This window comes from Streptomyces sp. NPDC052682, from assembly GCF_040678435.1.
Lineage (GTDB): Bacteria > Actinomycetota > Actinomycetes > Streptomycetales > Streptomycetaceae > Streptomyces.
Map to the genome: position 1 here is coordinate 37,439 of NZ_JBFATS010000018.1, position 21,554 is coordinate 58,992.

Genomic DNA, 21,554 nt, shown 5'->3' on the forward strand with positions numbered 1-21,554 from the left:
GTTCTACGGCTGAGCGATGACGGCGGGGATCACGGTAGCTGCCGGAACACCGCCACCGTACGGCCCGGCACGCTGAACAGCCCGGTTCCGGCCTGGTACGACGAGGTCTTCACCACCGGGTCGGAGCCCGCCGCCTGCACGGGGTGCAGCCGGTAACCGGTCCCGGCGAGCGCCGCCACCCGCTGTTCCTGCCGCCCGGGCGTCGCGTTGAACACGACGACGAGGTCACCCAGCTTCATGGTGATCACGCCGGGTGTCTCGTCCGGGCCGGACAGCGGGAAGGAGAGCCGCGCCTGCACCCGCTCGGCGGTGCCGAGGGAGAAGCCGGGCTCCGTGGTGCGGATCTTCAGCAGGTCCCGGTAGGCGGCCGAGGCGCCCTCGATCTGCGGGCAGCCCACTTGGACGGTCGTCAACAGGGGCTTGGCGTAGGGCCACTTGGCCTGGTTGTCGGCCGCCGGCGGCAGTCCGCGGCCGAAGCCGTTGCCGTCGGCGCAGTCCCAGTGGATGGCGTTGAACCAGTCGCCGCTGTCGTAGGAGTTGCGGTCCAGGGACTTGGAGCGCAGCAGGTCGGTGCCCGCCTGGGAGAGGGCCGGGCCCTGCGAGAGGGCGGCCGTCGCCATCGCCAGGACCTGCATGCGGGCCCGGTCGGAAGCGCTCACCGACGCGGGCAGCTTGAAGGCGAGCGCGTCGAACAGCGTCTCGTTGTCGTGGGCGTCGGCGTAGGCGAGGGCGTCGCCGGGCGCGTCGGCGTATCCGGCGGGGGCGCCGTTGTAGTCGACCTCGGAGCCCTTGACCTGCCTGCCGCCGGTGTCGGTGAACCGGTACCGGGCGAGGTTGCCGCTCAGCCCGACCTTGATCAGGTCCTGGTAGTGCAGCAGGCGGGCTTTCTGCTCGGCCGGAGTGCCGTTGGCCTTGGAGGAGTTGGGCTCGGTGTACAGCCCGGACGCGAAGCCCTGGACCCGGGGGTCCTCGTCGAAGGGTCCGCCGCCGCGCACCGCGTCACGGGCCCGGTCGGAGAAGGTGGCGATGCCGGTGCCGGCCATGTTCTTCTGGGTGGCCTGCTCGAAGCGGGCGTCGTCGGCGACCTCGCCGAAGTTCCAGCCCTCTCCGTACAGGATGATCTTCCTGCCGTCGACGCCGTCCTTCTGCGGGGTCAGCGCGTCGAGGGCCTTGCGGACCGCGAGGATGTTGGCCTTCGGGTGGTGGCCCATGAGGTCGAAGCGGAACCCGTCGATCTTGTACTGCTTCGCCCAGGTGACCACGGAGTCGACGACCAGCTTGCCCATCATGGCGTTCTCGGTGGCGGTGTTGGCGCAGCAGGTGCTGTTCGCCACCGACCCGTCGGCGAGGAGCCGCTGGTAGTAGCCGGGCACGATCCGGTCCAGGACGGAGGTGTCCGCCTGGCCGCTCGCGGCGGTGTGGTTGTAGACGACGTCCATGACGACCCTGAGGCCGTCCTCGTTCAGCGCCTTGACCATCTGGCGGAACTCCACCGTACGGGCCGTGCCGTCCGGGTCGGTGGCGTAGGAGCCCTCGGGGACCGTGTAGTGGAAGGGGTCGTAGCCCCAGTTGTAGGCGTCCTTCGCGGCGATCTTCGTGACGCACTCCTGCTGCCGCTGCGAGTCGGCCGGGAAGGCGGCCAGGTCGCAGTCGACGGTGGCCTGGTCGGCCTTGTGCTCGGGGATCGTGGCGATGTCGAAGGCCGGGAGGAGATGGACGTGGGAGGTGCCGGCCCTCGCCAGCGCGCGCAGGTGCCTGCTGCCGGCGCTGTCCTGGTCGGCGAAGGCCCGGTAGGTGCCGGGGTGCTTCGCCGTGCGGTCCTCGACGGAGAAGTCCCGGATGTGCAGCTCCTGGATCTGGGCGTCCCGCAGCGGGACGGCCCTGGGCTTGCGGTACGTCGACCAGCCGGCGGGTTCGAGGGCCTTGTCGGCCAGGTCCACGACGAGGCTGCGCTCGGAGTCGGCCGTCAGGGCCACCGAGTAGGGGTCGGTGACCTTGTTGGTGACGACCCGGCGGACGCTCGGCGCCCACACCTTCACGACGTACCGGTACGGCTTGTTCTTCCAGGACGCCGGGCCGGTGACGGACCAGACGCCGGTGGCGGCGTCCCGGCGCATGGGCGTCAGGGACCCGTCCAGCTCCAGGGACACGCGCTGGGCGGTGGGGGCCCACACCGCGAGGGTGGGGCGGCCCTGGTGGAAGGTGGGGCCGAGGTCGGCGTCCGTCGCGTCGTACAGGTCGTCGAGGACCCCGGCGGTCTGGACGCCCGTCGCGGCGAGCACGGCTCCGTTCGCGGCCAGCTGGGAGGCGACGACCTGGCCGCGCAGGGCCTCGCGGACCCGGTCGCGGTCGCGCGGGTCGACGGACCAGGCGGTGTAGTCCCTCAGGTGCGGGAATCTCGCCTTCTGGGCCTCGGTGAGGGACGTCCGGCTCAGCCGCAGCCAGCGCTCGTCGGTGCTGGTCAGCACCCCGTTCTCCGCCTTGATGGAGCCGGTGCGGGAAAAGCGCAGCTGGGTGGAGGCGGCCGCGCCGGAGCCGTTCCAGGCGACGGTGTCCCGGTCGATCCAGACCGCCTTGGACGTGGTCAGGTCGACGGCGGCCGCGGAGCCGGCGGGCTGCGGCAGCAGGTACTTCTCCTGGCCGCTCAACAGCCACACCTCATGGCCGCCGGCCGTGAGGTCGAGCGACTGGTCGGCGGGCAGGTCCTTCTCGTCGCCCTTGTGGATGATGTAGCTGAGGCTGGTGGCACCCTCGGTGAGCGGCACCTCGAAGACAGCGCCATAGGGGTCAGTCTTCACCGGCTTCAGGGGGTTCGACCACTCGGTGGGGTGCGCGGCCCCGGTCCACACGTGCAGGCCCCAGCCGTCGTAGTCGCCGTCGGCGCGGTGGTAGTGCAGGACGGCCTTGGTCCGGTCCTGCTCCGGGTACTCGGGGCGGTCGGTGCGCACCTCGGCCTTGCCCTGCTCGATCCACACCTCACCGGTCCGGGTGACGTCGATGGAGCGGTCGGCGGAGACGTCCTTGGTGCCGTCCTTGTCGATGACGAGGAAGCCGACGTTCGAGGCGCCGGGCTTGAGCTTGACGTACGCGAAGGCGCCGTAGGCGTCGCGGCCGGTGAAGGGGTGGCTGTCCGGCCAGGTGGTCGCCTCGCCGTCGGCGAGGTCGCCCCAGGCGTACAAACCCCAGTTCGCGTAGTCGCCGTTCGGGCGCTTGTAGTGGACGATCGCGTAGTCCCGCGAGGACGCGGCCGGCGGCTGCTCGACGGGCGGGGTCCCGGTGGTGGAGGCGGCCGTGGCGCTCGCGGTACGGCCCGCCGCGTCGATGACGACGGCCTTGTAGCGCAGCGCGGTGCCGGGCGGTACGTCCTCGCCGAGGGTCTGGGTGACCTTGTACGGGGCGTGGTCGGCGGAGCCGAGGATCCGCCAGGGAGCGTTGCCGACCTGGGCGGCGAAGACGACCCGGTTGAGCTGCCCGCCGTCGGTGCCGGCGGTGAGCTCCACGGTGCCGGTGGCGCCGGGGGCCGGGGCCTTGAGGGTGAGGGCCGGCTCGGTCGCGGGCGGGTCGAGCCGGCCGGCCGCCTTCAGCACGATCGCCGCACCGGCCGGGACGGTGACGGTGACCTTCCGGTCGCCGTCGGAGCGGACGGAGTCTCGCGTGCCGTAGAGGCCGTGGAAGGTCATGTGCGCCGAGTTGGTCGGGAAGGTCGCCGTCCGCGCCTGGTCCGCGTTGTTGAAGGCGACCAGGTACTCGACGCCCGTCCTGCGGTCGGTGCGGGAGAAGGCGTAGACGCCCGGGCCGTCGGCCGCGTACCGCTCCTGCTGGACGCCGTCGGCGAGGGCCGGGTGGGCCTTGCGGAGCTTGCCGAGCGTGCTGATGTGCCGGTAGAGCGGGGCGCCGGTGTCGTAGGCGTCCTCGGCGTGGGTGCGGTCGGTGCCGAGCCGGTCGTCGTCCAGGTAGTCGGCCGTGCGGGAGGCGAACATGCTCTGGCGGGCGTCCTTGTCGCCGCCGGAGCCGGTGAAGCCCTGCTCGTCGCCGTAGTAGACGACGGGGTTGCCGCGGCTGAGGAACATCAGCTCGTTGGCGAGCCGGTCCCTGGCGAGGAGTTCGGCGTCGGTGGCCTTGGGGTTGTCCTGCTTCAGGAAGGACCCGATGCGGCCCATGTCGTGGTTGCCGAGGAAGGTGACCTGCTCGTACGCGTTGGCCCGGCCGGTCGTGTACTTGTAGTCGTCGCCGAAGACCGAGGCGAGCGTGCGCGCGCTGCCGCCCTGGGAGGCGTACTGGCGGGCCGCCTCCTGGAAGGGGAAGTCGAGGGTGGCGTCGAGGCGGCCCTGCGTGACGTACGGGGCGGTGACGTCCGTGTCGGCGGAGTACACCTCGCCGAACATGAAGAAGTCGTCCCGCCCGCGCTTGGCCGCGTACGCGTCGAGGGCGGTGGCCCACTGCGTCCAGAACTCCATGCCGACGTGCTTGACCGTGTCGATCCGGAAGCCGTCGATGCCGAAGTCCCGCACCCAGCGCTGGTAGATGCGCTCCATGCCCCGGACGACCTCGGGACGCTCGGTCCACAAGTCGTCGAGCCCGGAGAAGTCGCCGTACGTGGTGGACTCGCCGGCGTACGTCGAGTCGCCCCGGTTGTGGTACATCGCCGGGTCGTTGAGCCAGGCCGGGACCTTGAGGTTCCGCTTGGCGGCGGGCACGGTCGGCGTGCGCGGGAAGGAGTCGCGGTCGACGGGCGGGAAGTCCTTGCCGCCCTGGGCGTAGTCGGCGTCGTCGAAGGGCTCGCCGTCCTTCGTCAGGTAGGGGAAGGCGCCCTTGGAGAGGTAGCCGTAGGACTTCTCCTCGTAGTCGACGACGTCGGCGGTGTGGTTGGTGATGACGTCGAAGAAGACCTTCATGCCCTTGGCGTGGGCCTTGTCGATGAGGGTCTCGAGGTCCTCGGCGGTGCCGAAGTGCGGGTCGACCTGCGTGAAGTCGGTGATCCAGTACCCGTGGTAGCCGGCCGAGGCGTTGCTGCCCGTGCCCTGCACGGGCTGGTTCTTGAAGATCGGGGCCAGCCAGATGGCGGTGGTGCCCAGGCCCTTGATGTAGTCGAGCTTGCGGGTCAGGCCCTTGAGGTCGCCGCCCTGGTAGAAGCCCTTGTCGGTGGGGTCGTAGCCGGTGGTCAGGCGGGAGCCGGTCAGGCCGCCCCGGTCGTTGGCCGTACTGCCGTTGGCGAAACGATCCGGCAGGACGAAGTAGAACTGCTCACGGGTCAGGTCGTGCCGGGCGGCGGCCTGCGCGAGCCTGGCGTCCGACGGCGGCGCGGGCGGTGTGCCGGCCCGGGCGGCCAGGGGCTGGACGAGGGCGGCGGCGAGCGCGGCGCCGGTGAGGGCGGCGACGCCTCGGGCCCGCCGGGTACGGCGTCCGGGGCGCCCTGCGGGCACCGGCCATCTCGGTATCACGGGCGGGAACTCCTTGCTGTTGCGGCTCTGTTCGGGTCCGACCCCGCGCGACCGTATCGCCGCCGAAAGCCTTACAGCAAGAGTCGTGAAAGACCTGGCAAGAGATTTCAGAGCCCGGCCGCGGTGGGCGCGGCCGGGCTCTGGGGGGCACCGCGGGGCTCGCCGGCGGGTGAGGCCGAGACGGACCGTGCGAGGGGGACCGTGCGCGTCAACCCCCAGGGCCGGTGGGCGGGTTGCCGGCCAGCCGGTAGAGCACCTGGGGCTCGCCCCACTCCACGAACCGCTCGGCGGGCACGACCCCCAGTTCCTCCAGCAGCCGGCGGGACGGCGCGTTGGCCTCCTGGGTCACGGCGACCACCTCCTGCGGCCACCACGCGACGACGGCCCGCACCGCCTCCCGCCCGTAGCCGCGTCCCCAGTGCTCGGGCAGCAGCTGGTACGACACTTCCGTACGGCCGTCCCGCGCTCCCGGCTCCACCAGCACCGAGCCGACGACCACCCCGCCCTCGGCCCGCACCACGCTCAGCAGCCCGGGCACGCCCACGCACCGCTGCCCGCGGGCGCGGGCGACGTCCTGCGGGACGGGCCCGCCGAGGTGGCGGCGGACCCGCGGATCGGTCCACAGGCGTATGTGGACCGGCACGTCCGCCGGTGTCAGGGGCCGCAGTGTCAGACGCTCGGTGGTCAGGGACACCGGCCACTCGGCGAAGGAGGAAACGGCGGGCATGAGGGGATCATGTCAGTGCCGGCCGCCGGGGCGGGCTCAGCAGGCCGGCTTGCCCGCGTAGACGGCCAGGGCCGTGTTGCCGCCCAGAGTCGCCGTGAGCTGCCCGCTGGAGTTCACCGTCACGGTCCTGTTGCCCTGGACGTCGCAGTACGTCCCGGCCGGGAGGGACGTCTGGTAGGTGCGGGTCAGGGAGCCGGACTCGTGGTTGACGGCCACGAACCCCTTGCTGCCGCGGCCGAAGGCGATGGCGTCGCCGCCGTTGTCCCACCAGTCGGTGACCGGCTCGCCCCGGGTCGCGTTGCGGAAGCCGACCATGCGGATGATCTCCGGCCACTTGTGCTGGCACTTCCAGCCGTCCTGCCAGCAGGCGCCGACCTGACCGCCGCCCGGCGGCCCCGCGTCGGGGTCGGAGAACTCGTAGCCGGAGTGGATGTCGGGGGCGCCGTACGGCCAGGCCAGCATGAAGACGTTGGCCAGGGTGTAGGCCGCGTTGTCCTTGTAGCTGAGGGTCGAGCCGTTGCGCTCGGTGTCGTGGTTGTCGACGAAGACGCCGGCGACCGAGCTGTTCAGGTAGCCCCAGCCCTCGCCGTAGTTCTTCAGGTAGGCGAGGTTCTCGTTGGTGAAGACCCGCTTGAGGTCGTAGGCGTAGCGGAACTCCTGCACGTCGCCGTTGCCCGTGTACTCGGCCGGCTGGACCGCCTCGCCCGCGCCGTGGATGACCTCCTGTTTCCAGTACACCGACGGGTTCGTCAGGCGGGACTTGACGGCCGCCAGGTCGGCGGCCGGGATGTGCTTGGCCGCGTCGACGCGGAAGCCGTCCACGCCGAGCGAGAGCAGGTCGTTGAGGTAGCCGGCCAGGGCGCGGCGGACGTAGTCCTCGCCCGTGTCGAGGTCGGCCAGGCCCACCAGTTCGCAGTGCTGGACGTTCCAGCGGTCCTGGTAGTCCGTGATCTGGGCCGTGCAGTCGTCGAAGTCGTACGACGAGTACAGGCCGGGGTAGGTGTACTTGGTGTACGGGGAGCCGCCGGTGCCGGTGCCGCTGCCCGCCGCCATGTGGTTGACGACCGCGTCGACGACCACCTTCACACCCGCCGCGTGACAGGTGTTCACCATGGACTGGAAGGCCGCGCGGTCGCCCAGCCGGCCGGCGATCTTGTAACTGACGGGCTGGTACGACGTCCACCACTGCGGGCCCGGTATGTGCTCGGCGGGCGGGGAGACCTGGACGTAGCCGTAGCCGGCGGGGCCGAGGGTGGTGGTGCACTCGCGGGCGACCGAGGCGTAGTTCCACTCGAAGAGGACGGCCGTGACGTCCTTGGTGCCAGGTGGGGAGGCCTGTACGGACGTCGGGGTCATGACAACCGCAGCGGTGGCCAGGGCCACGGCGGCGGAAAGGCGTCTGCGTGCCATGTGGGGTTCCTTCTTCATCGAAGGCACTGTGGGGAGCCGCAAGGCAGCGCTGAAGGCGCTTGCTGAAAGCTTCAGCAACCTTGCGGTGACGCAGATGGTAAAGGCCCGCCGCCCGAAAGGGCAGCGGGCCGTACAGGGTTGGACGAAAAATCTCAGGCGGCCGTCCACCACACCGTGGTGTCGGCCGGCACCTTCGCCTCGCCGTCCACCTCCGTGATCTCCCCGCTGGCCAGCAGCACCCGGCCGTACGCGGGCATCGCCACCGACTCGCCGGTGGTGTTCGCCACGCACACGAACTCCCCGCGCCGGAACGCCAGCACGCCCGCGGGCGCCCGCAGCCACTCCACCGCGTCGCCCGCGCCCAGGTCGGGCTGCTCCCGGCGCACGGCGAGGGCACTGCGGTACAGCTCCAGCGTGGAGCCGGGCACGCCGGTCTGCGCCTCCACGCTCAGCTCGCCCCAGTACTCCGGCTGCGGCAGCCAGCTGCCCCCGCTGCCGAAGCCGTACGACGACCCCGTACGGGTCCACGGGATGGGCACCCGGCAGCCGTCGCGGAAGCCGTCCTGGCCGGCGCCCCGGAAGTACGCCGGGTCCTGGCGCACCTCGTCGGGCAGGTCGACGACGTCCGGCAGGCCGAGCTCCTCGCCCTGGTAGATGTAGGCGGAGCCGGGCAGTGCCAGCATCAGCAGCGTGGCCGCCCGCGCCCTCCTGAGCCCCAGGTCGCGGTCGCCGGCCAGGCGGATCTGGGTGCCGAGGCCGGGCGGGTTGGCGAAGCGGGTGGTGTGCCGGGTGACGTCGTGGTTGGACAGCACCCAGGTGGCGGGGGCGCCGACCGGGCGCATCGCCTCCAGTGTGCGGTCGATGACCTCGCGCAGCTCCGCGGCGTCCCAGTAGGTGCTCAGGTACTGGAAGTTGAACGCCTGGTGCAGCTCGTCCGGGCGCACGTAGTTGGCGGTGCGCTCGATGGTCGGGGTCCAGGCCTCGGCGACGAAGATCCGCTCCCCGGCATACTCGTCGAGGATCAATCGCCACTGGCGGTAGATCTCGTGCACGCCGTCCTGGTCGAAGAACGGCATGACATCGTTGCCCAGCAGCTTCACCTGGTCGTGGTGTCCCAGGTCCGGCAGGCCGTCCGCCTTCACCAGGCCGTGGGCGACGTCGATGCGGAAGCCGTCGACGCCCATGTCGAGCCAGAACCGCAGGATCGAGCGGAACTCGTCGCCGACGGCCGGGTGGTTCCAGTTGAAGTCGGGCTGCTCGGGGGCGAACAGGTGCAGGTACCACTCACCGTCCGGGACCCTGGTCCAGGCGGGGCCTCCGAAGATGGACTCCCAGTCGTTGGGCGGCAGCTCGCCGTTCTTCCCCTTGCCGGGGCGGAAGTGGTAGCGCTCCCGCAGCGGGGAGCCCGGGCCCTCGGCGACCGCCCGCCGGAACCACTCGTGCTGGTCGGAGGAGTGGTTGGGCACCAGGTCGACGATGATGCGCAGGCCCAGCTCGTGGGCGTCCCGGATGAGCGCGTCGGCGTCGAGCAGGGTGCCGAACATGGGGTCGACGGCCCGGTAGTCGGCGACGTCGTAGCCGGCGTCGGCCTGCGGGGAGGCATAGAAGGGGCTGAGCCACACGGCGTCCACGCCGAGGTCACGCAGGTACGGCAGGCGGGTGCGGACTCCCTCCAGGTCGCCCATGCCGTCGCCGTTGCTGTCGGCGAAGCTGCGCGGGTAGACCTGGTAGATCACCGCGTCCCGCCACCAGTCGCGGCGCTTGGTGACGGTGGCGACAGCCGAGTCGGTCGAAGGGGCGGGGGCCGGGGCGGCGGAGTGCTGCTGGCTCATGTCGTCCTTGGGGCGTGAACGGTAGCGGGTCATGAAAAGGCGTGGGTGGGCGGGGGACGAGGCGGCCGCGGTGACAGCGGGGTCGGATGGGCACCGCGGCCGCCACCCGCGCGCCGGGGCGCACGGGAGTCTCGCGTACGAAGAGGGGTCAGCCCTTCGTGCCGCCCGCGGTGAGTCCGGTCACCAGGTTTTTCTGTACAAGGTAGAAGAAGGCGGACACCGGGATCGCGATCAGGACCGCGGTGGCGGCCATCAGGTTGCGCTGCGCGTCGTGCTCGCTCACGAAGCTCTGCAGGCCGACCGCCAGGGTGTACTTCTGGTCGTCCAGCATGAACGTCGTGGCGAAGGCGACCTCGCCGAACGCGGTGATGAAGCTGTAGAACGCGGCCACCGCCAGCCCGGGCTTGGCGAGCGGGAGGATCAGCCGCGCGAACGTGCCGAAGGGGGTCAGCCCGTCGACGCGTCCCGCCTCGTCGATCTCGAACGGGATGGTGTCGAAGTAACCCTTGAGCAGCCAGGCACAGTACGGCACCGCCGTCGAGCAGTAGACGAGGACGAGACCAAGGTAGCTGTCGATGAGCCGCAGCTCGGACAGGATCTGGTACATCGGCACCATCAGGACGGCGACCGGGAACATCTGGGTCACAAGCAGTACCCACATGAACTTCTTGTAGCCCGGGAAGCGCATGCGGGAGACCGCGTAGCCGGTGGTGGCGGCGACCAGGACGCCGATGACGGTGGTGCCGAGCGAGACGATCAGCGAGCTCTTCAGCCAGTCGAAGAAGCTCGTCTCCCGCAGGACGTACGTGTAGTTGTCCAGCGTCATCTTGTCCCAGATGCCCGCGGGGTGCAGATAGTCGTCCTTGTCCGGGCCGAGGGAGAGGAAGACCAGCCAGGCGACCGGGAAGAGCGCGATCACGCTCGCCAGGACCAGGATGCCGTGGGAGGCCAGGGACGCCGGCAGGCTGCGCTCGCCGCGGCCGCGCACCCTGCGGGGCGGGGCGGCGGGCCGGTCCGCCTCAGCAGCGGTCTGAACGGTGGTGGTGCTCATGAGAACTCCTGCCTCAGATCGCGAGCTGCTGCTCGGTGCGGTTCAGCCAGCGGCGGTAGAAGGAGGTGAAGACGATCAGGATGGCCAGCAGCAGCATGCCGTAGGTCGCGGACTCGGCGAACTCGCGCGGCTGCTGGCCGAAGCCCAGCAGGTACGCCCAGGTCACGAGGATGTCCGCCTCGGGGGCGGTGTTGCCGAACAGCAGGAAGATGACGGTGAACTGGTTGAAGGTCCAGATCACGCCGAGCAGGACCACGGTGGAGCTCACCGACCGCAGGCCCGGCAGGGTGACGTAGCGGAACCGCTGCCAGGCGCTCGCGCCGTCCATCTCGGCGGCCTCGTAGAGCGAGGCGTCGATGGACTGCAGGCCGCCGAGCAGCGAGATCATCATGAACGGCACACCGCACCAGGTGTTCACCATGATCGCGGCGAACCGCTGCCAGAAGGTGTCCTCCAGCCACGCCGGCGTCGGCAGGTGCAGCGCGTGCAGGGCGGAGTTGAGGATGCCGCCGTCGGCGAGCATGAACCGCCAGCCGAAGACGGTCACGAAGGTCGGCACGGCCCACGGCAGGATCAGCACGAGCCGGTAGAAGGTGCGGCCGCGCAGCTTCTGGTCGAGCAGCAGGGCGAGGCCGAGACCGATGCAGTAGTGCAGGGCGACGCAGGTCACCGTCCAGACGATCGTCCAGAGGAAGTGGGACCAGAAGCGGTCGTAGGCGGTCGGGCCCCACAGGATGTCGGCGTAGTTGTCGAAGCCGATGAACTTGTAGGTGGCCGCGATCTCGTTGACGCCGATGGTGCGGGCCGAGTTGAGGCTGTCGGCGTCGGTGAGCGTGAGGTAGAACCCGTAGGCCAGCGGGTACAGCACGATGACCCCGAGGACGATCGCCACCGGGGCGATCATCGCGTAGGCGTACCAGTACTTCTGCAAGCCGTGCCTCAGGCGCCGGGCCGGCCCGGGCCGCGGGGGGCGCTCATCGTGGCGCTTGCCGGTCGCGCGGTCGATGGCGACTGTCATGGTTCGACAACCTTCTCGAAAGTCCTGCGGGATCAAGGGGTACGGCACTCGGGCCGGCGGCCGCCGGATCCCTCCCCCGTGAGCCGGGGGATCCGGCGGCCACGCGGTGCTACTTGGCGAAGTCCGGCACCAGCTTGGTGATGGCGGCCTCGGCGTCGCTCAGGCCCTTGTCGAGGGACTTCTTGCCGCCGGCGACCGAGTTGAGCTCGGTGTCCAGCGGGCCCCACAGGGAGCTGTACTCGGGCAGCTCGGGGCGCGGCTGAGCGGCGGAGAGCACGCCCTGGTAGCCGGCGATGCCCGGGTCGGCCTTGACCTGGTCGGTGTAGGCGTCGTCGCGGGTGGGCAGCGTGGAGTTCTTCAGGGCGATGGTCTCCTGGGCCTTCGCCGAGGTCATGAACTTCACGAACGTCAGCGCGGCCTTCTGGTGCGCCTCGTCGGAACCGGCGTACACGGAGAGGTTGTGGCCGCCGGTCGGGGCGCCCGCCTTGCCGGTGGAGCCGGCCGGCACGGTGGCGATGCCGAGGTTGTTCTTGTCCTTGAAGGCCGAGCCCTTGTAGAAGTTCGTGATCTCCCACGGGCCCTGGATGATCGAGGCGACCTTGCCGCTGACGAACGCCTCCTGGATGTGGGCGTAGGCGTCGGCGGTGGTGTCGGCCTTGTGCAGGCCCTTGCCGCTGAACAGGCTCTGCCAGGTGCCGTAGGCCTTCTTGGCCGCGGGCGAGGTGACCGTGATCTTCTTGGCGGCCACGTCGACGGTGTCGGTGCCCTCGCCGTGGAGGAAGGTCTGGGCGTAGTAGGCCTGGGTGGAGCCCCAGTAGCCGTCGACGCCGGTCTTGTCCTTGATGGTGGCGGCGGCCTTCTTCAGCTCGTCCCAGGTCTTGGGGGCCTCGACGCCGGCCTTCTTGAACAGGTCCTTGTTGTAGACCAGGGCGAGGGTGTCCGTGGTGAAGGGGACGCCGTAGGTCTTGCCCTCGTACTGGGCCTGCTTGATCAGGTTGGGCTTGAACTTGTCCTGCTCGGCGAGGGCCTCGGTGCCGTCCAGCGGGAGGAAGAAGCCCTTCTTGGCGAAGGCGGGGGTCCAGCCGACCTCCGAGCGCAGGATGTCCGGGGCGCCCTTGGAGCCGGCGGCGGTGTCGAACTTGTTCTGCGCCTGGTCGAAGGGGACGTTGACGTACTTGACCTTGATGTCCTTGTGGGCGGCCTCGAACTCCTTGACCAGGGCCTTGTACGTCGGCGCCTCGTTCGTCGCGTTGGAGGTGTCCCACCAGGTGAGGGTGACCGGACCGGCCTTGTCGCCGCTGTCGCCGCCTGAGCCGCACGCCGTCGCCGCGAGGGCGAGGGACGCCACCAGCGCGGTGGCCGCTATGCCACGCCGCATGAGTTCTCCTTGAGGGTGAAAGCCCGTGGGGTGCGGGGGCGGCCCCGTCTGCCACTCCCCGCCGTAGTGCCGACTGCGCCGATGCGGCGGCCGGGCGTCGGTGAGAGTAGCTGCGCTTGTAAGCGTTGCGAAAGACCTTGCAGCAAAAAATCGCAAGGGGTGTCGATGGTTATCCGCGCGTGACCTGGCCTCGACCGCCCAGAGACCAGTCTTTGCGCTGATCCACACGGCAGCGGACGGTGTGCAAGACTCTGCAAGCACTTGCCATAGGCGGTGGCAGCGGGGAATCATCCGTTGCGAACCGGACACCGACCAGGACATGAGGGACCGCGATGAGGCCACGGCCGCTACAGTCCAGTGCTGTGACCACACGGCTTGCCGACATCGCTGCTCAGGCGGGGGTGAGCGAAGCGACCGTCAGCCGCGTCCTCAACGGGAAGCCGGGCGTCGCCGCCACCACCCGCCAATCCGTGCTGGCCGCCCTGGACGTGCTCGGCTACGAGCGTCCCGTGCGGCTGCGGCAGCGCAGCGAGGGCCTGGTCGGGCTGATCACCCCGGAGCTGGAGAACCCGATCTTCCCGGCCCTGGCCCAGGTCATCGGCCAGGCGCTGACCCGGCAGGGCTACACCCCGGTGCTGGCCACCCAGACCCCGGGCGGGTCGACGGAGGACGAGCTGACGGAGATGCTCGTGGACCGCGGGGTCGCCGGCATCATCTACGTCTCCGGGCTGCACGCCGACACCACCGCCGACATGACGCGCTACGAGCGGCTGCGGGCGCAGGGCGTGCCGTACGTGCTGGTGGACGGCTTCTCCCCCAAGGTGCAGGCTCCCTTCATCTCCCCCGACGACCGCGCGGCGATGACCCTGGCGGTCACGCACCTGGTCTCGCTCGGCCACACCCGCATCGGCCTGGCCCTCGGCCCCAAGCGGTTCGTGCCCGTGCAGCGCAAGATCGAGGGCTTCGTGCGCACGATGCAGGACCAGCTGGGCCTGACCGCCGAGACGATCGAGTCCGAGCTCGTCCAGCACTCCCTGTACACACTGGAGGGCGGCCAGGCCGCGGCGACGGCGCTCATGGAGCGCGGCTGTACGGCGGTCGTCTGCGCCAGCGACATGATGGCCCTGGGGGCGATACGGGCGGCGCGGCAGCGCGGTCTGGACGTGCCGAAGGACGTCTCGGTGGTCGGTTTCGACGACTCCCCGCTGATCGCGTTCACCGACCCGCCGCTGACCACGATCCGCAAGCCGGTGCCGGCGATGGGGCAGGCCGCGGTGCGCACGCTGCTGGAGGAGATCGGCGGCACCCCGGCCCCGCACAGCGAGTTCGTGTTCATGCCCGAGCTGGTGGTGCGCGGTTCGACCGCTTCCGCCCCCGGCGACCGGGCTCGTCCCTGATTTCTCCCCTGGTCCGCGTTCGTCCTCAGGGCGGAGAACTCCCGGCCGGCGGCCGTGCCGTGGTGGGAGGCCGGGGCCTTCTCACGCCGTACGAGGTGCGGCCGGAACCAGACGAGAGGATGATCGGGGAAGCAGGTCTTTTCTGGCAGACTCTGTGCCTATGGGTGACACGACCGTGACGACACTGGAGGGCCGGGAGGCGGCTGTTCCACATCCCGTCGCGGCAGAGGCGGGGCAGGGTCTGCTGCGCCGGTTGCGCACCCCGCGCCGACCCCGCTTCTGGTTCGAGATCCTGCTGATCGCGGTGAGTTACTGGACGTACTCGCTCATCCGCAACGCCGTGCCGGAGCAGAAGGCCGAGGCGCTGCGCAACGCCGACTGGATCTGGAAGACCGAGCACCAGCTGGGCATCGCCGTGGAGCAGTCCGTCAACCATGCCGTGAACTCGGTGACTTGGCTGATCGTCGGCATGAACTACTACTACGCGACCCTGCACTTCGTGGTCACGCTGGGTGTTCTGGTGTGGCTGTACCGCAGTCACCCGGGCCGGTACGCGGCGACGCGGCTGGTGCTGTTCGCCACCACGGGTGTCGCCCTGGTCGGCTACTACCTGTATCCGCTCGCGCCGCCCCGGCTGATGAACGGCGGCCACTTCATCGACACGGTCCTGGTGCACGACACCTGGGGCTCGATGGCCTCCGGCGACCTGAAGAACATGTCGAACCAGTACGCCGCGATGCCCTCGATGCACATCGGCTGGTCGGTGTGGTGCGGTCTGACGATCTTCGCGCTGGCGACCGTGCCGTGGGTGCGGGTGCTGGGCCTGCTCTACCCGGTGGCGACCCTGGTCGTCATCGTCGCCACCGCCAACCACTTCTGGCTGGACGCGGTGGGCGGCGTCCTGTGCCTGACCTTCGGCTTCACGGTGGCGGCCCTGTGGTACGGCTGCCTGCCGTACGCCCTGCCGCGGCGGGTGGCGCAGCGGGCCTCCGGGGAACGGCTGGAACCCGCGGGGACGTAGCCGCGCCGGGGCGGAGTCACCCTCCGTAGAACAGTTCCTCCACCACGGCCCGGGCCCGGCGGGTCGTGCGGCGGTAGGCGTCGAGCAGGTCGCCCGCGTGGCCGGGGCCGTACCCCAGGTAGCGGCCGACCGCCGCCAGATCACGGGTGTCGGTCGGGAACGTGTCGCCCGCGCGGCCGCGCACCAGCATCACCGCGTTGCGGACGCGGGTCGCCAGGACCCAGGCCTCGTCGAGGATGCCGGCGTCCTCCTCGCGGATGAGCCCGGCCTCGCGGGCCGCCGCCAGGGCCTCCCGGGTCCGGGTGGTGCGCAGCCCGGGCTCGCGCGCCCCGTGCCGCAGCTGGAGCAGCTGGACGGTCCACTCCACGTCGGACAGCCCGCCGGGCCCCAGCTTGGCGTGCAGCTTCGGGTCGGCGCCGCGCGGCAGCCGCTCCGACTCCATACGGGCCTTCAGGCGCCGGATCTCGCGTACGGCGTCGTCGCCGAGCCCGGCCGCCGGGTAGCGCAGCGGGTCGATCAGCTCGATGAAGCGCCGGGCCAGGTCCTCGTCCCCGGCGACCGGCTCGGCGCGCAGCAGGGCGTGCGACTCCCAGGTCAGGGACCACCGGCGGTAGTAGGCCGCGTACGACTTCAGGGTGCGCACCAGCGGGCCCGACTTGCCTTCGGGGCGCAGGTCCGCGTCGATGAGGAGGGGCGGGTCGGCGCTGGGGAGCTGCAGCAGGCGGCGCATCTCGGAGACGACCTTGTTGGCGGCCTCGGCGGCCTCGCGTTCGTCCACGCCGTCCCGGGGCTCGTGCACGAACAGCACGTCCGCGTCGGAGCCGTAGCCCAGCTCGTGCCCGCCGAACCGGCCCATCCCGATGATCGCGAACCGGGTGGGCAGGGTGTCGCCCCAGCCCTCCCGGACGACCGCCCGGAGGGTGCCCGCCAGGGTCGCCGCCGTCAGGTCGGACACGGCACGGCCGACCCGGTCCACCAGCGCGCCCTGGTCAGCCTCGGCGGGCCGGTCCTCGGTGCCGTAGGAGCCGACGATGTCGGCGGCGGCCGTACGGAACAGCTCGCGGCGGCGTACGCCCCGCGCGGCCGTGACCGCCTGGGCGGCGCCGTCGGCCCGGCGCACGGCCGCGAGGATCTCCTGTTCGAGGTGGGCCCGGGAGCGGGGCTCCAGTCCGCCGCCGTCGCCGTCGCCGAGCAGCGCGACCGCCTCGGGGGCGCGCATCAGCAGGTCGGGGGCGAGCCGGCCGGCCGACAGCACCCGGGCGAGGTTCTGGGCGGCCGCGCCCTCGTCGCGCAGCAGCCGCAGGTACCAGGGTGTCTTGCCGAGGGCGTCCGACACCTTGCGGAAGTTCAGCAGGCCCGCGTCCGGGTCGGCGGAGTCGGCGAACCAGCCGAGCAGCACCGGCAGCAGGGTCCGCTGGATGGCGGCCTTGCGGCTCACCCCGGAGGCCAGCGCCTCCAGGTGGCGCAGGGCGGAGGCGGGGTCGGCGTACCCGAGGGCGACCAGCCGCTCACGCGCCGCCTCCGGGCTCAACCGGACCTCGCCGGGGGCGAGTTGGGCCACGGCGTCGAGCAGCGGCCGGTAGAACAGCTTCTCGTGCAGGCGGCGTACGACGGTGGCGTGCCGTTTCCACTCGCGGTGGAGGTCGGCGACGGGGTCGGTGCGCAGCCCCAGGGACCGCCCGATGCGGCGCAGGTCGGCCTCGTCCTCGGGCACGAGGTGGGTGCGCCGCAGCCGGAACAGCTGGATGCGGTGCTCCATGGAGCGCAGGAAGCGGTACGCCTCGTCGAGCTGGGCTGCGTCGGCGCGCCCGACGTAGCCGCCCGCCGCGAGGGCCTTCAGCGCGTCCAGCGTGGTGCCGCTGCGCAGCGACGGGTCGGTGCGGCCGTGCACCAGCTGGAGCAGCTGGACGGCGAACTCCACGTCCCGTAGGCCGCCCGGCCCGAGTTTGAGCTGCCGGTCGATCTCGGCGGCGGGGATGTTCTCGACCACCCGGCGGCGCATCTTCTGCACGTCGGCGACGAAGTTCTCCCGCTCGGCGGCCTTCCAGACCAGCGGCTGGACGGCGGCGAGGTACTCCTCCCCCAGCTCGGCGTCGCCGGCCACCGGCCGGGCCTTGAGCAGGGCCTGGAACTCCCAGGTCTTGGCCCAGCGCTGGTAGTAGGCGAGGTGGCTGGAGAGGGTGCGCACCAGCGGGCCGTTGCGGCCCTCGGGGCGCAGGTTGGCGTCGACCGGCCAGATCGAGCCCTCGACGGTGGTCTCGGAGCAGATCCGCATCAGATGGGAGGCGATCTTGGTGGCGGCGCGCAGGGCCTTGCCCTCGTCGGCGCCGTCCGCCGGTTCCCCGACGAAGATGACGTCCACGTCGGAGACGTAGTTCAGCTCGTGGCCCCCGCACTTGCCCATCGCGATCACGGCCAGCCGGCACAGCGCCGCGTCGTCGGGCGCGGCGGCCCGTGCGAGCCGGAGGGCGGCGCGCAGGGTGGCGGTGGCGAGGTCGGCGAGTTCGGCGGCGGTCTGGGCGACGTCGGTGGTGCCGCACACGTCACGGGCGGCGATGGACAGCAGGCAGCGCCGGTAGGCGACCCGGAGGGAGACCGGGTCCGTCACCTCGGCGAGGCCGCGCTCGAACTCCTCCACGCCGGGGTGCAGGTCCCGCGGCTCGTACATGACGAGGGCGTGCCAGTCGCCGGGGTGCCGGGTGAGGTGGTCGGCGAGGGCGGCGGAGGCGCCGAGCACGCCGAGCAGCCGGTCGCGCAGCGGCTTGGCCGCGATGACCGTGTCGAGCAGTTCGCGGCGGGCGGTGGGGCCGGGCTGGGCCTCCAGCAGCCGGACCAGGCCGAGCAGGGCGAGGTCGGGGTCGGCGGTGGCGCCGAGCGCGTCGAGCAGCACCGGGTCGGTGCGGATCGGTGCCAGCTCGGGGCTGTCCAGCAGGCGTTCGGCGGCGGTGGCATCAGTGAAGCCGTGCCGTAGCAGTCGCGTGAAGGTACTGCTTCTGCGCCCCGGCCCCGCCGTCATCCCCGGCCTCCCTCGGATCAAGGTCGTACGGCCTTGAGCCTAACCCGGAGACCTGTTCGGGCAAGCGCCGATGAGTTCCGGGGCCGGCCGGGGTCTGCACTGCACGAGCAGGTCTGCGCGCGTACGTCGAAGCGGAGGTGGCCGCCATGCGGGAACCCGAGGCCGAGCTGGACCCCCGGTACAGCAGCGAGGGCGCCACGGCGCCGCCCTGGCGGGAGGTGGAGGCGCGGCTGGCCGGCGCCGGACTGTTCTGGATCTCGACGGTACGACCGGACGGACGGCCGCACGTGACCCCGCTGCCCGCGGTCTGGTCACAGGGTGCGCTGCACTTCTGCACCGGTCCCGAAGAGCGCAAGGCGCGCAACCTCGCGGCCAATGCCTCGGTCGTGCTGACCACCGGCACCAACACCTGGGACGAGGGCTACGACCTGGTGGTCGAGGGCGAGGCCGTGCGCGTGACGGACGAGACGCGGCTGCGCGAGCTGGCCGCCGGATGGGAGGCGAAGTACGGCGCCTTCTGGCACTTCGAGGTGCGGGACGGCTACTTCCGCCACGGTGGCGGTCACGCCGCCGTCTATTCGGTGGCGCCCCATACCGTTTTCGGCTTCGGTAAGGGAGAGCCGTTCAGCCAGACCCGCTGGCGGTTCGCCTGAGCCGGTCGTCGACGAAGGAGTCACGCGATGGACTACACGCTCGAAGTGATCCCCCTGCCGGTGAGCGACATCGACCGGGCCCGGGACTTCTACCGGGACAAGGTCGGCTTCCACGTCGACATCGACCAGGAGGTCATGCCCGGCATGCGCATCGTCCAGCTCACCCCGCCCGGCTCCGGCTGTTCGATCGCCCTGGGCAACACCATCTGGGAGATGGTCCCGGGCCCGCGCCCGGCCCCCGGCTCGTACCAGGGCCTGCAGCTGTGCGTCAGCGACATCAAGGCGGCCCGCGCCGAACTCCTCGAGCGCGGTCTCGACGTCTCCGAGCCGGTCCAGTACGCGCCGGACGACGGCGCGACGTTCATGTACTTCAAGGACCCGGACGGGAACGGCTGGTCGATCCAGGAGTACCGGCGCCGGGCGACGGAGCCGTTGCACAGGGTGCTGGCGGAGTCGGCCGCGGAGTCCCGGCAGGCGTGAGGCACGGGCGGGGCGATGTGCAGGGGGGTTCGCACATGCCCCGCCCATAGGTGTGTCAAAAGTACATAACGGGCCACTCGGGGCGTAACGGACGACTGTCGCCATCCGACGAGGGGAAGTCACCCATGAGTGAGTCCGTACAGACCGGGACCGGGAGCACCGGACAGAAGGTCAAGGAACAGACGTCCGCGACGGCCGGCCAGGCCAAGCAGGCCGCGGCCCAGGTCGCGGGGACCGCCGCGGAACAGACCCGGGCCGTGATGGGCGAGGCCCGGCAGCAAGCGGGCACGGTCGTCCACGAACTGCGCGGCCGTGCCGTACAGGAGGCCGACGGGCAGACCAAGCGGGCCGCCGGCGCGCTGCGGCAGTGGGCCCAGGACCTCTCCGGCCTGGCCGACAAGGCCGACGACTCGCCGGCCCGCAGCCTGGTGACGCAGGCCGCCGACCGGGGCAACCGGGCAGCCGACTACCTGGAGAGGCAGGGCGTCGAGGGCCTGGTCTCCGACCTCCAGGACTTCGCCCGCCGGCGTCCCGGGGTCTTCCTGGGCGGCGCGCTGCTGGCCGGACTGGCCGCCGGGCGCCTGGCGAGGGTCGCGGGGAGCGCCGCCCGGTCCGACGGGGCCGGGCAGGGACAGGCCGACGGTCAGGGCGAGGTGAGGGCCACGACCGTCGAGGCGCTGCCGTCCGGCGTCCCGCAGGGATACGTACCGTCCGGCGCGCCGCCGGCGCCGTCCCCGGGCGCGCAGGTGCCCGCCCCTCCGCCGGTTCCGCCGGCCACCGGTACGCCGCCGGGCCGTCCGTACCCGGAGGTGTGAGATGGCGTCGATCCCCTCCACGCCCGGCGCGGCCGAGCCGCGCGGCCAGGACCGGTCGGTGGGCGAGCTGCTCTCCGACGTGACCTCGGATGTGCAGGCCCTCTTCCGTCAGGAGGTCGAGCTGGCCAAGGCCGAGGTGAAGGAGGAGGCGAGCCGGGCCGGCAAGGCCGCCGGGATGTACGGCGGGGCCGGCTTCGGCGGCTACATGGTGCTGGTGTTCCTGTCGCTGGCCGCCGTGTTCGGCCTGGCCAACGTCATGGACCTCGGCTGGGCCGCGCTGATCGTCGCCGCGGTGTGGGCCGTCGTCGCGGCCGTGCTGTACCAGCGGGGCCGGGCCCGGATGCGCACCGTCTCCCCCAAGCCCGAGCGAACCGTAGAGACCATGAAGGAGAACGCGGAATGGGCACGTCACCCGACCAGATGAGGGCCGAGATAGAGGCCACCCGCGGCCGGCTGTCCGCGGACGTGGACCGGCTCGCCGACCGGACCAGCCCTCGTCGTGTGGCCCGCCGCCGGGCGGCCCGCATGCGGGGTGCGGTGTCGGGCGTCCGCGAGCGGGTCATGGGAACCGCGTCGCACACCGCGCACCGGATGACCGGGACCGCGCAGTCGGCGGCCGGCTCGGTCCAGGAAGGCACCGGGCGGGCGGCCGAGGCGACCCGTGACGTGGTCGGCCAGGCCGCCGGTACGGCCCGCGACGCGATGGGCCAGGCGGGGCAGGCCGTGCAGCAGGCCCCCGAGATGGCCCGCCGCCGGACCGAGGGCAACCCGCTGGCCGCCGGCCTGGTCGCCTTCGGCGTCGGTGTGCTGGCGTCCTCGCTCCTGCCGACCTCGCAGGCCGAGCAGGACAAGGCCTCGGAGCTGATGCAGAGCGAGGCGCTGGAGCCGGTGAAGCAGGCTGCCGCCGAGTCCGCGCAGCACCTGAAGGAAGGTGCCAAGGAGGTCACGCAGAGCGCGGCCGAGGAGGTCAAGGACACCGCCGCGCAGGCCGCCCGCACCACCCAGGAGGAGGCCCGCGACCAGGGCGGCCAGGTCACCCAGCAGGCCCGCGACGCCGGCCAGCAGCTCACAGACGAAGCCAGACAACGCACCGGCCAGGGCTGAACGCCCTGCCACCCAGCTCGGCTGGGGCACTGGGGGGCGGCTGGGTGTGCGCTGCGTGCGGCTGGGGGGCCGGGTGCGGCCGGGGCATCAGCCGTCTGCGAGCACGTAAGAACACCACACACCCGGGGCCGGCGGCGGGTCAGCCGTCGGCCCCGGGTGTGTCGTCGCACCGGGCGGAAACCACTGCGCGCGGCTGGGGGGCGGGTGCGGC

The 21,554-nt window shown here is 71.6% G+C and carries 15 protein-coding genes; 7 read left to right on the top strand and 8 right to left on the bottom strand.

What is annotated here, in order from left to right; all coding sequences use genetic code 11:
- Window positions 1–29: 29 nt before the first annotated feature.
- The 7 genes from pulA to AB0K80_RS26165 form a co-directional block, all read right to left on the bottom strand.
- Window positions 30–5,441 carry a pullulanase-type alpha-1,6-glucosidase gene (gene pulA, locus AB0K80_RS26135; protein ID WP_365673631.1) on the bottom strand — a complete coding sequence of 1,804 codons (5,412 nt, stop codon included), beginning with the start codon at window positions 5,439–5,441 and terminating at the stop codon, window positions 30–32.
- 208 nt (window positions 5,442–5,649) lie between these two features.
- On the bottom strand, window positions 5,650–6,168 hold the full coding sequence (locus AB0K80_RS26140) for a GNAT family N-acetyltransferase (RefSeq protein ID WP_365673633.1): 519 nt from the start codon (window positions 6,166–6,168) through the stop codon (window positions 5,650–5,652).
- A 36-nt stretch (window positions 6,169–6,204) separates the two neighbouring features.
- Window positions 6,205–7,578 (bottom strand): alpha-amylase family protein, encoded by a 1,374-nt coding sequence (locus AB0K80_RS26145; protein ID WP_365673635.1) that lies wholly within the window; start codon window positions 7,576–7,578, stop codon window positions 6,205–6,207.
- A gap of 152 nt (window positions 7,579–7,730) precedes the next feature.
- A complete protein-coding gene (locus AB0K80_RS26150) occupies window positions 7,731–9,410 on the bottom strand; it encodes a glycoside hydrolase family 13 protein (RefSeq protein WP_365673637.1) in 1,680 nt (559 codons plus the stop codon).
- Window positions 9,411–9,558: 148 nt separating this feature from the next.
- Window positions 9,559–10,461, bottom strand: coding sequence for a sugar ABC transporter permease (locus AB0K80_RS26155; RefSeq protein WP_365673639.1), 903 nt, complete (start codon window positions 10,459–10,461; stop codon window positions 9,559–9,561).
- A gap of 13 nt (window positions 10,462–10,474) precedes the next feature.
- Window positions 10,475–11,479, bottom strand: a complete 1,005-nt coding sequence (locus AB0K80_RS26160; RefSeq protein WP_365673641.1) for a sugar ABC transporter permease — start codon at window positions 11,477–11,479, stop codon at window positions 10,475–10,477.
- 109 nt (window positions 11,480–11,588) lie between these two features.
- Complete coding sequence (locus AB0K80_RS26165) at window positions 11,589–12,857, bottom strand: extracellular solute-binding protein (RefSeq protein ID WP_365673643.1); 1,269 nt, start codon at window positions 12,855–12,857, stop codon at window positions 11,589–11,591.
- A 362-nt stretch (window positions 12,858–13,219) separates the two neighbouring features.
- Between AB0K80_RS26165 and AB0K80_RS26170 the strand changes: the two genes are divergently transcribed.
- Together AB0K80_RS26170 and AB0K80_RS26175 are read left to right on the top strand one after the other, a co-directional pair.
- A complete protein-coding gene (locus AB0K80_RS26170) occupies window positions 13,220–14,254 on the top strand; it encodes a LacI family DNA-binding transcriptional regulator (protein WP_365673645.1) in 1,035 nt (344 codons plus the stop codon).
- 160 nt (window positions 14,255–14,414) lie between these two features.
- Window positions 14,415–15,275 carry a phosphatase PAP2 family protein gene (locus tag AB0K80_RS26175; protein WP_365673647.1) on the top strand — a complete coding sequence of 287 codons (861 nt, stop codon included), beginning with the start codon at window positions 14,415–14,417 and terminating at the stop codon, window positions 15,273–15,275.
- A 16-nt stretch (window positions 15,276–15,291) separates the two neighbouring features.
- Here AB0K80_RS26175 and AB0K80_RS26180 read toward each other — a convergent pair whose 3' ends face one another.
- Window positions 15,292–18,291 carry a bifunctional [glutamine synthetase] adenylyltransferase/[glutamine synthetase]-adenylyl-L-tyrosine phosphorylase gene (locus AB0K80_RS26180; RefSeq protein WP_365673649.1) on the bottom strand — a complete coding sequence of 1,000 codons (3,000 nt, stop codon included), beginning with the start codon at window positions 18,289–18,291 and terminating at the stop codon, window positions 15,292–15,294.
- Between the two features lie 146 nt (window positions 18,292–18,437).
- On the opposite strand from AB0K80_RS26180, the gene AB0K80_RS26185 reads away from it, so the two are divergent.
- The 5 genes from AB0K80_RS26185 (at window position 18,438) to AB0K80_RS26205 (ending at window position 21,343) form a co-directional block, all read left to right on the top strand.
- A complete protein-coding gene (locus tag AB0K80_RS26185) occupies window positions 18,438–18,944 on the top strand; it encodes a pyridoxamine 5'-phosphate oxidase family protein (RefSeq protein WP_365673651.1) in 507 nt (168 codons plus the stop codon).
- A gap of 27 nt (window positions 18,945–18,971) precedes the next feature.
- The gene (locus AB0K80_RS26190) at window positions 18,972–19,424 is read left to right on the top strand and encodes a VOC family protein (protein ID WP_365673653.1); all 453 of its coding nucleotides are present in this window, start codon (window positions 18,972–18,974) and stop codon (window positions 19,422–19,424) included.
- Window positions 19,425–19,549: 125 nt separating this feature from the next.
- Window positions 19,550–20,239, top strand: coding sequence for a hypothetical protein (locus AB0K80_RS26195; protein ID WP_365673655.1), 690 nt, complete (start codon window positions 19,550–19,552; stop codon window positions 20,237–20,239).
- Between the two features lies 1 nt (window position 20,240).
- Window positions 20,241–20,663, top strand: coding sequence for a phage holin family protein (locus tag AB0K80_RS26200; RefSeq protein WP_365673657.1), 423 nt, complete (start codon window positions 20,241–20,243; stop codon window positions 20,661–20,663).
- Complete coding sequence (locus AB0K80_RS26205) at window positions 20,639–21,343, top strand: DUF3618 domain-containing protein (RefSeq protein ID WP_365673659.1); 705 nt, start codon at window positions 20,639–20,641, stop codon at window positions 21,341–21,343. The genes AB0K80_RS26200 and AB0K80_RS26205 overlap by 25 nt, the downstream gene beginning before the upstream one ends.
- Window positions 21,344–21,554 lie beyond the last annotated feature (211 nt).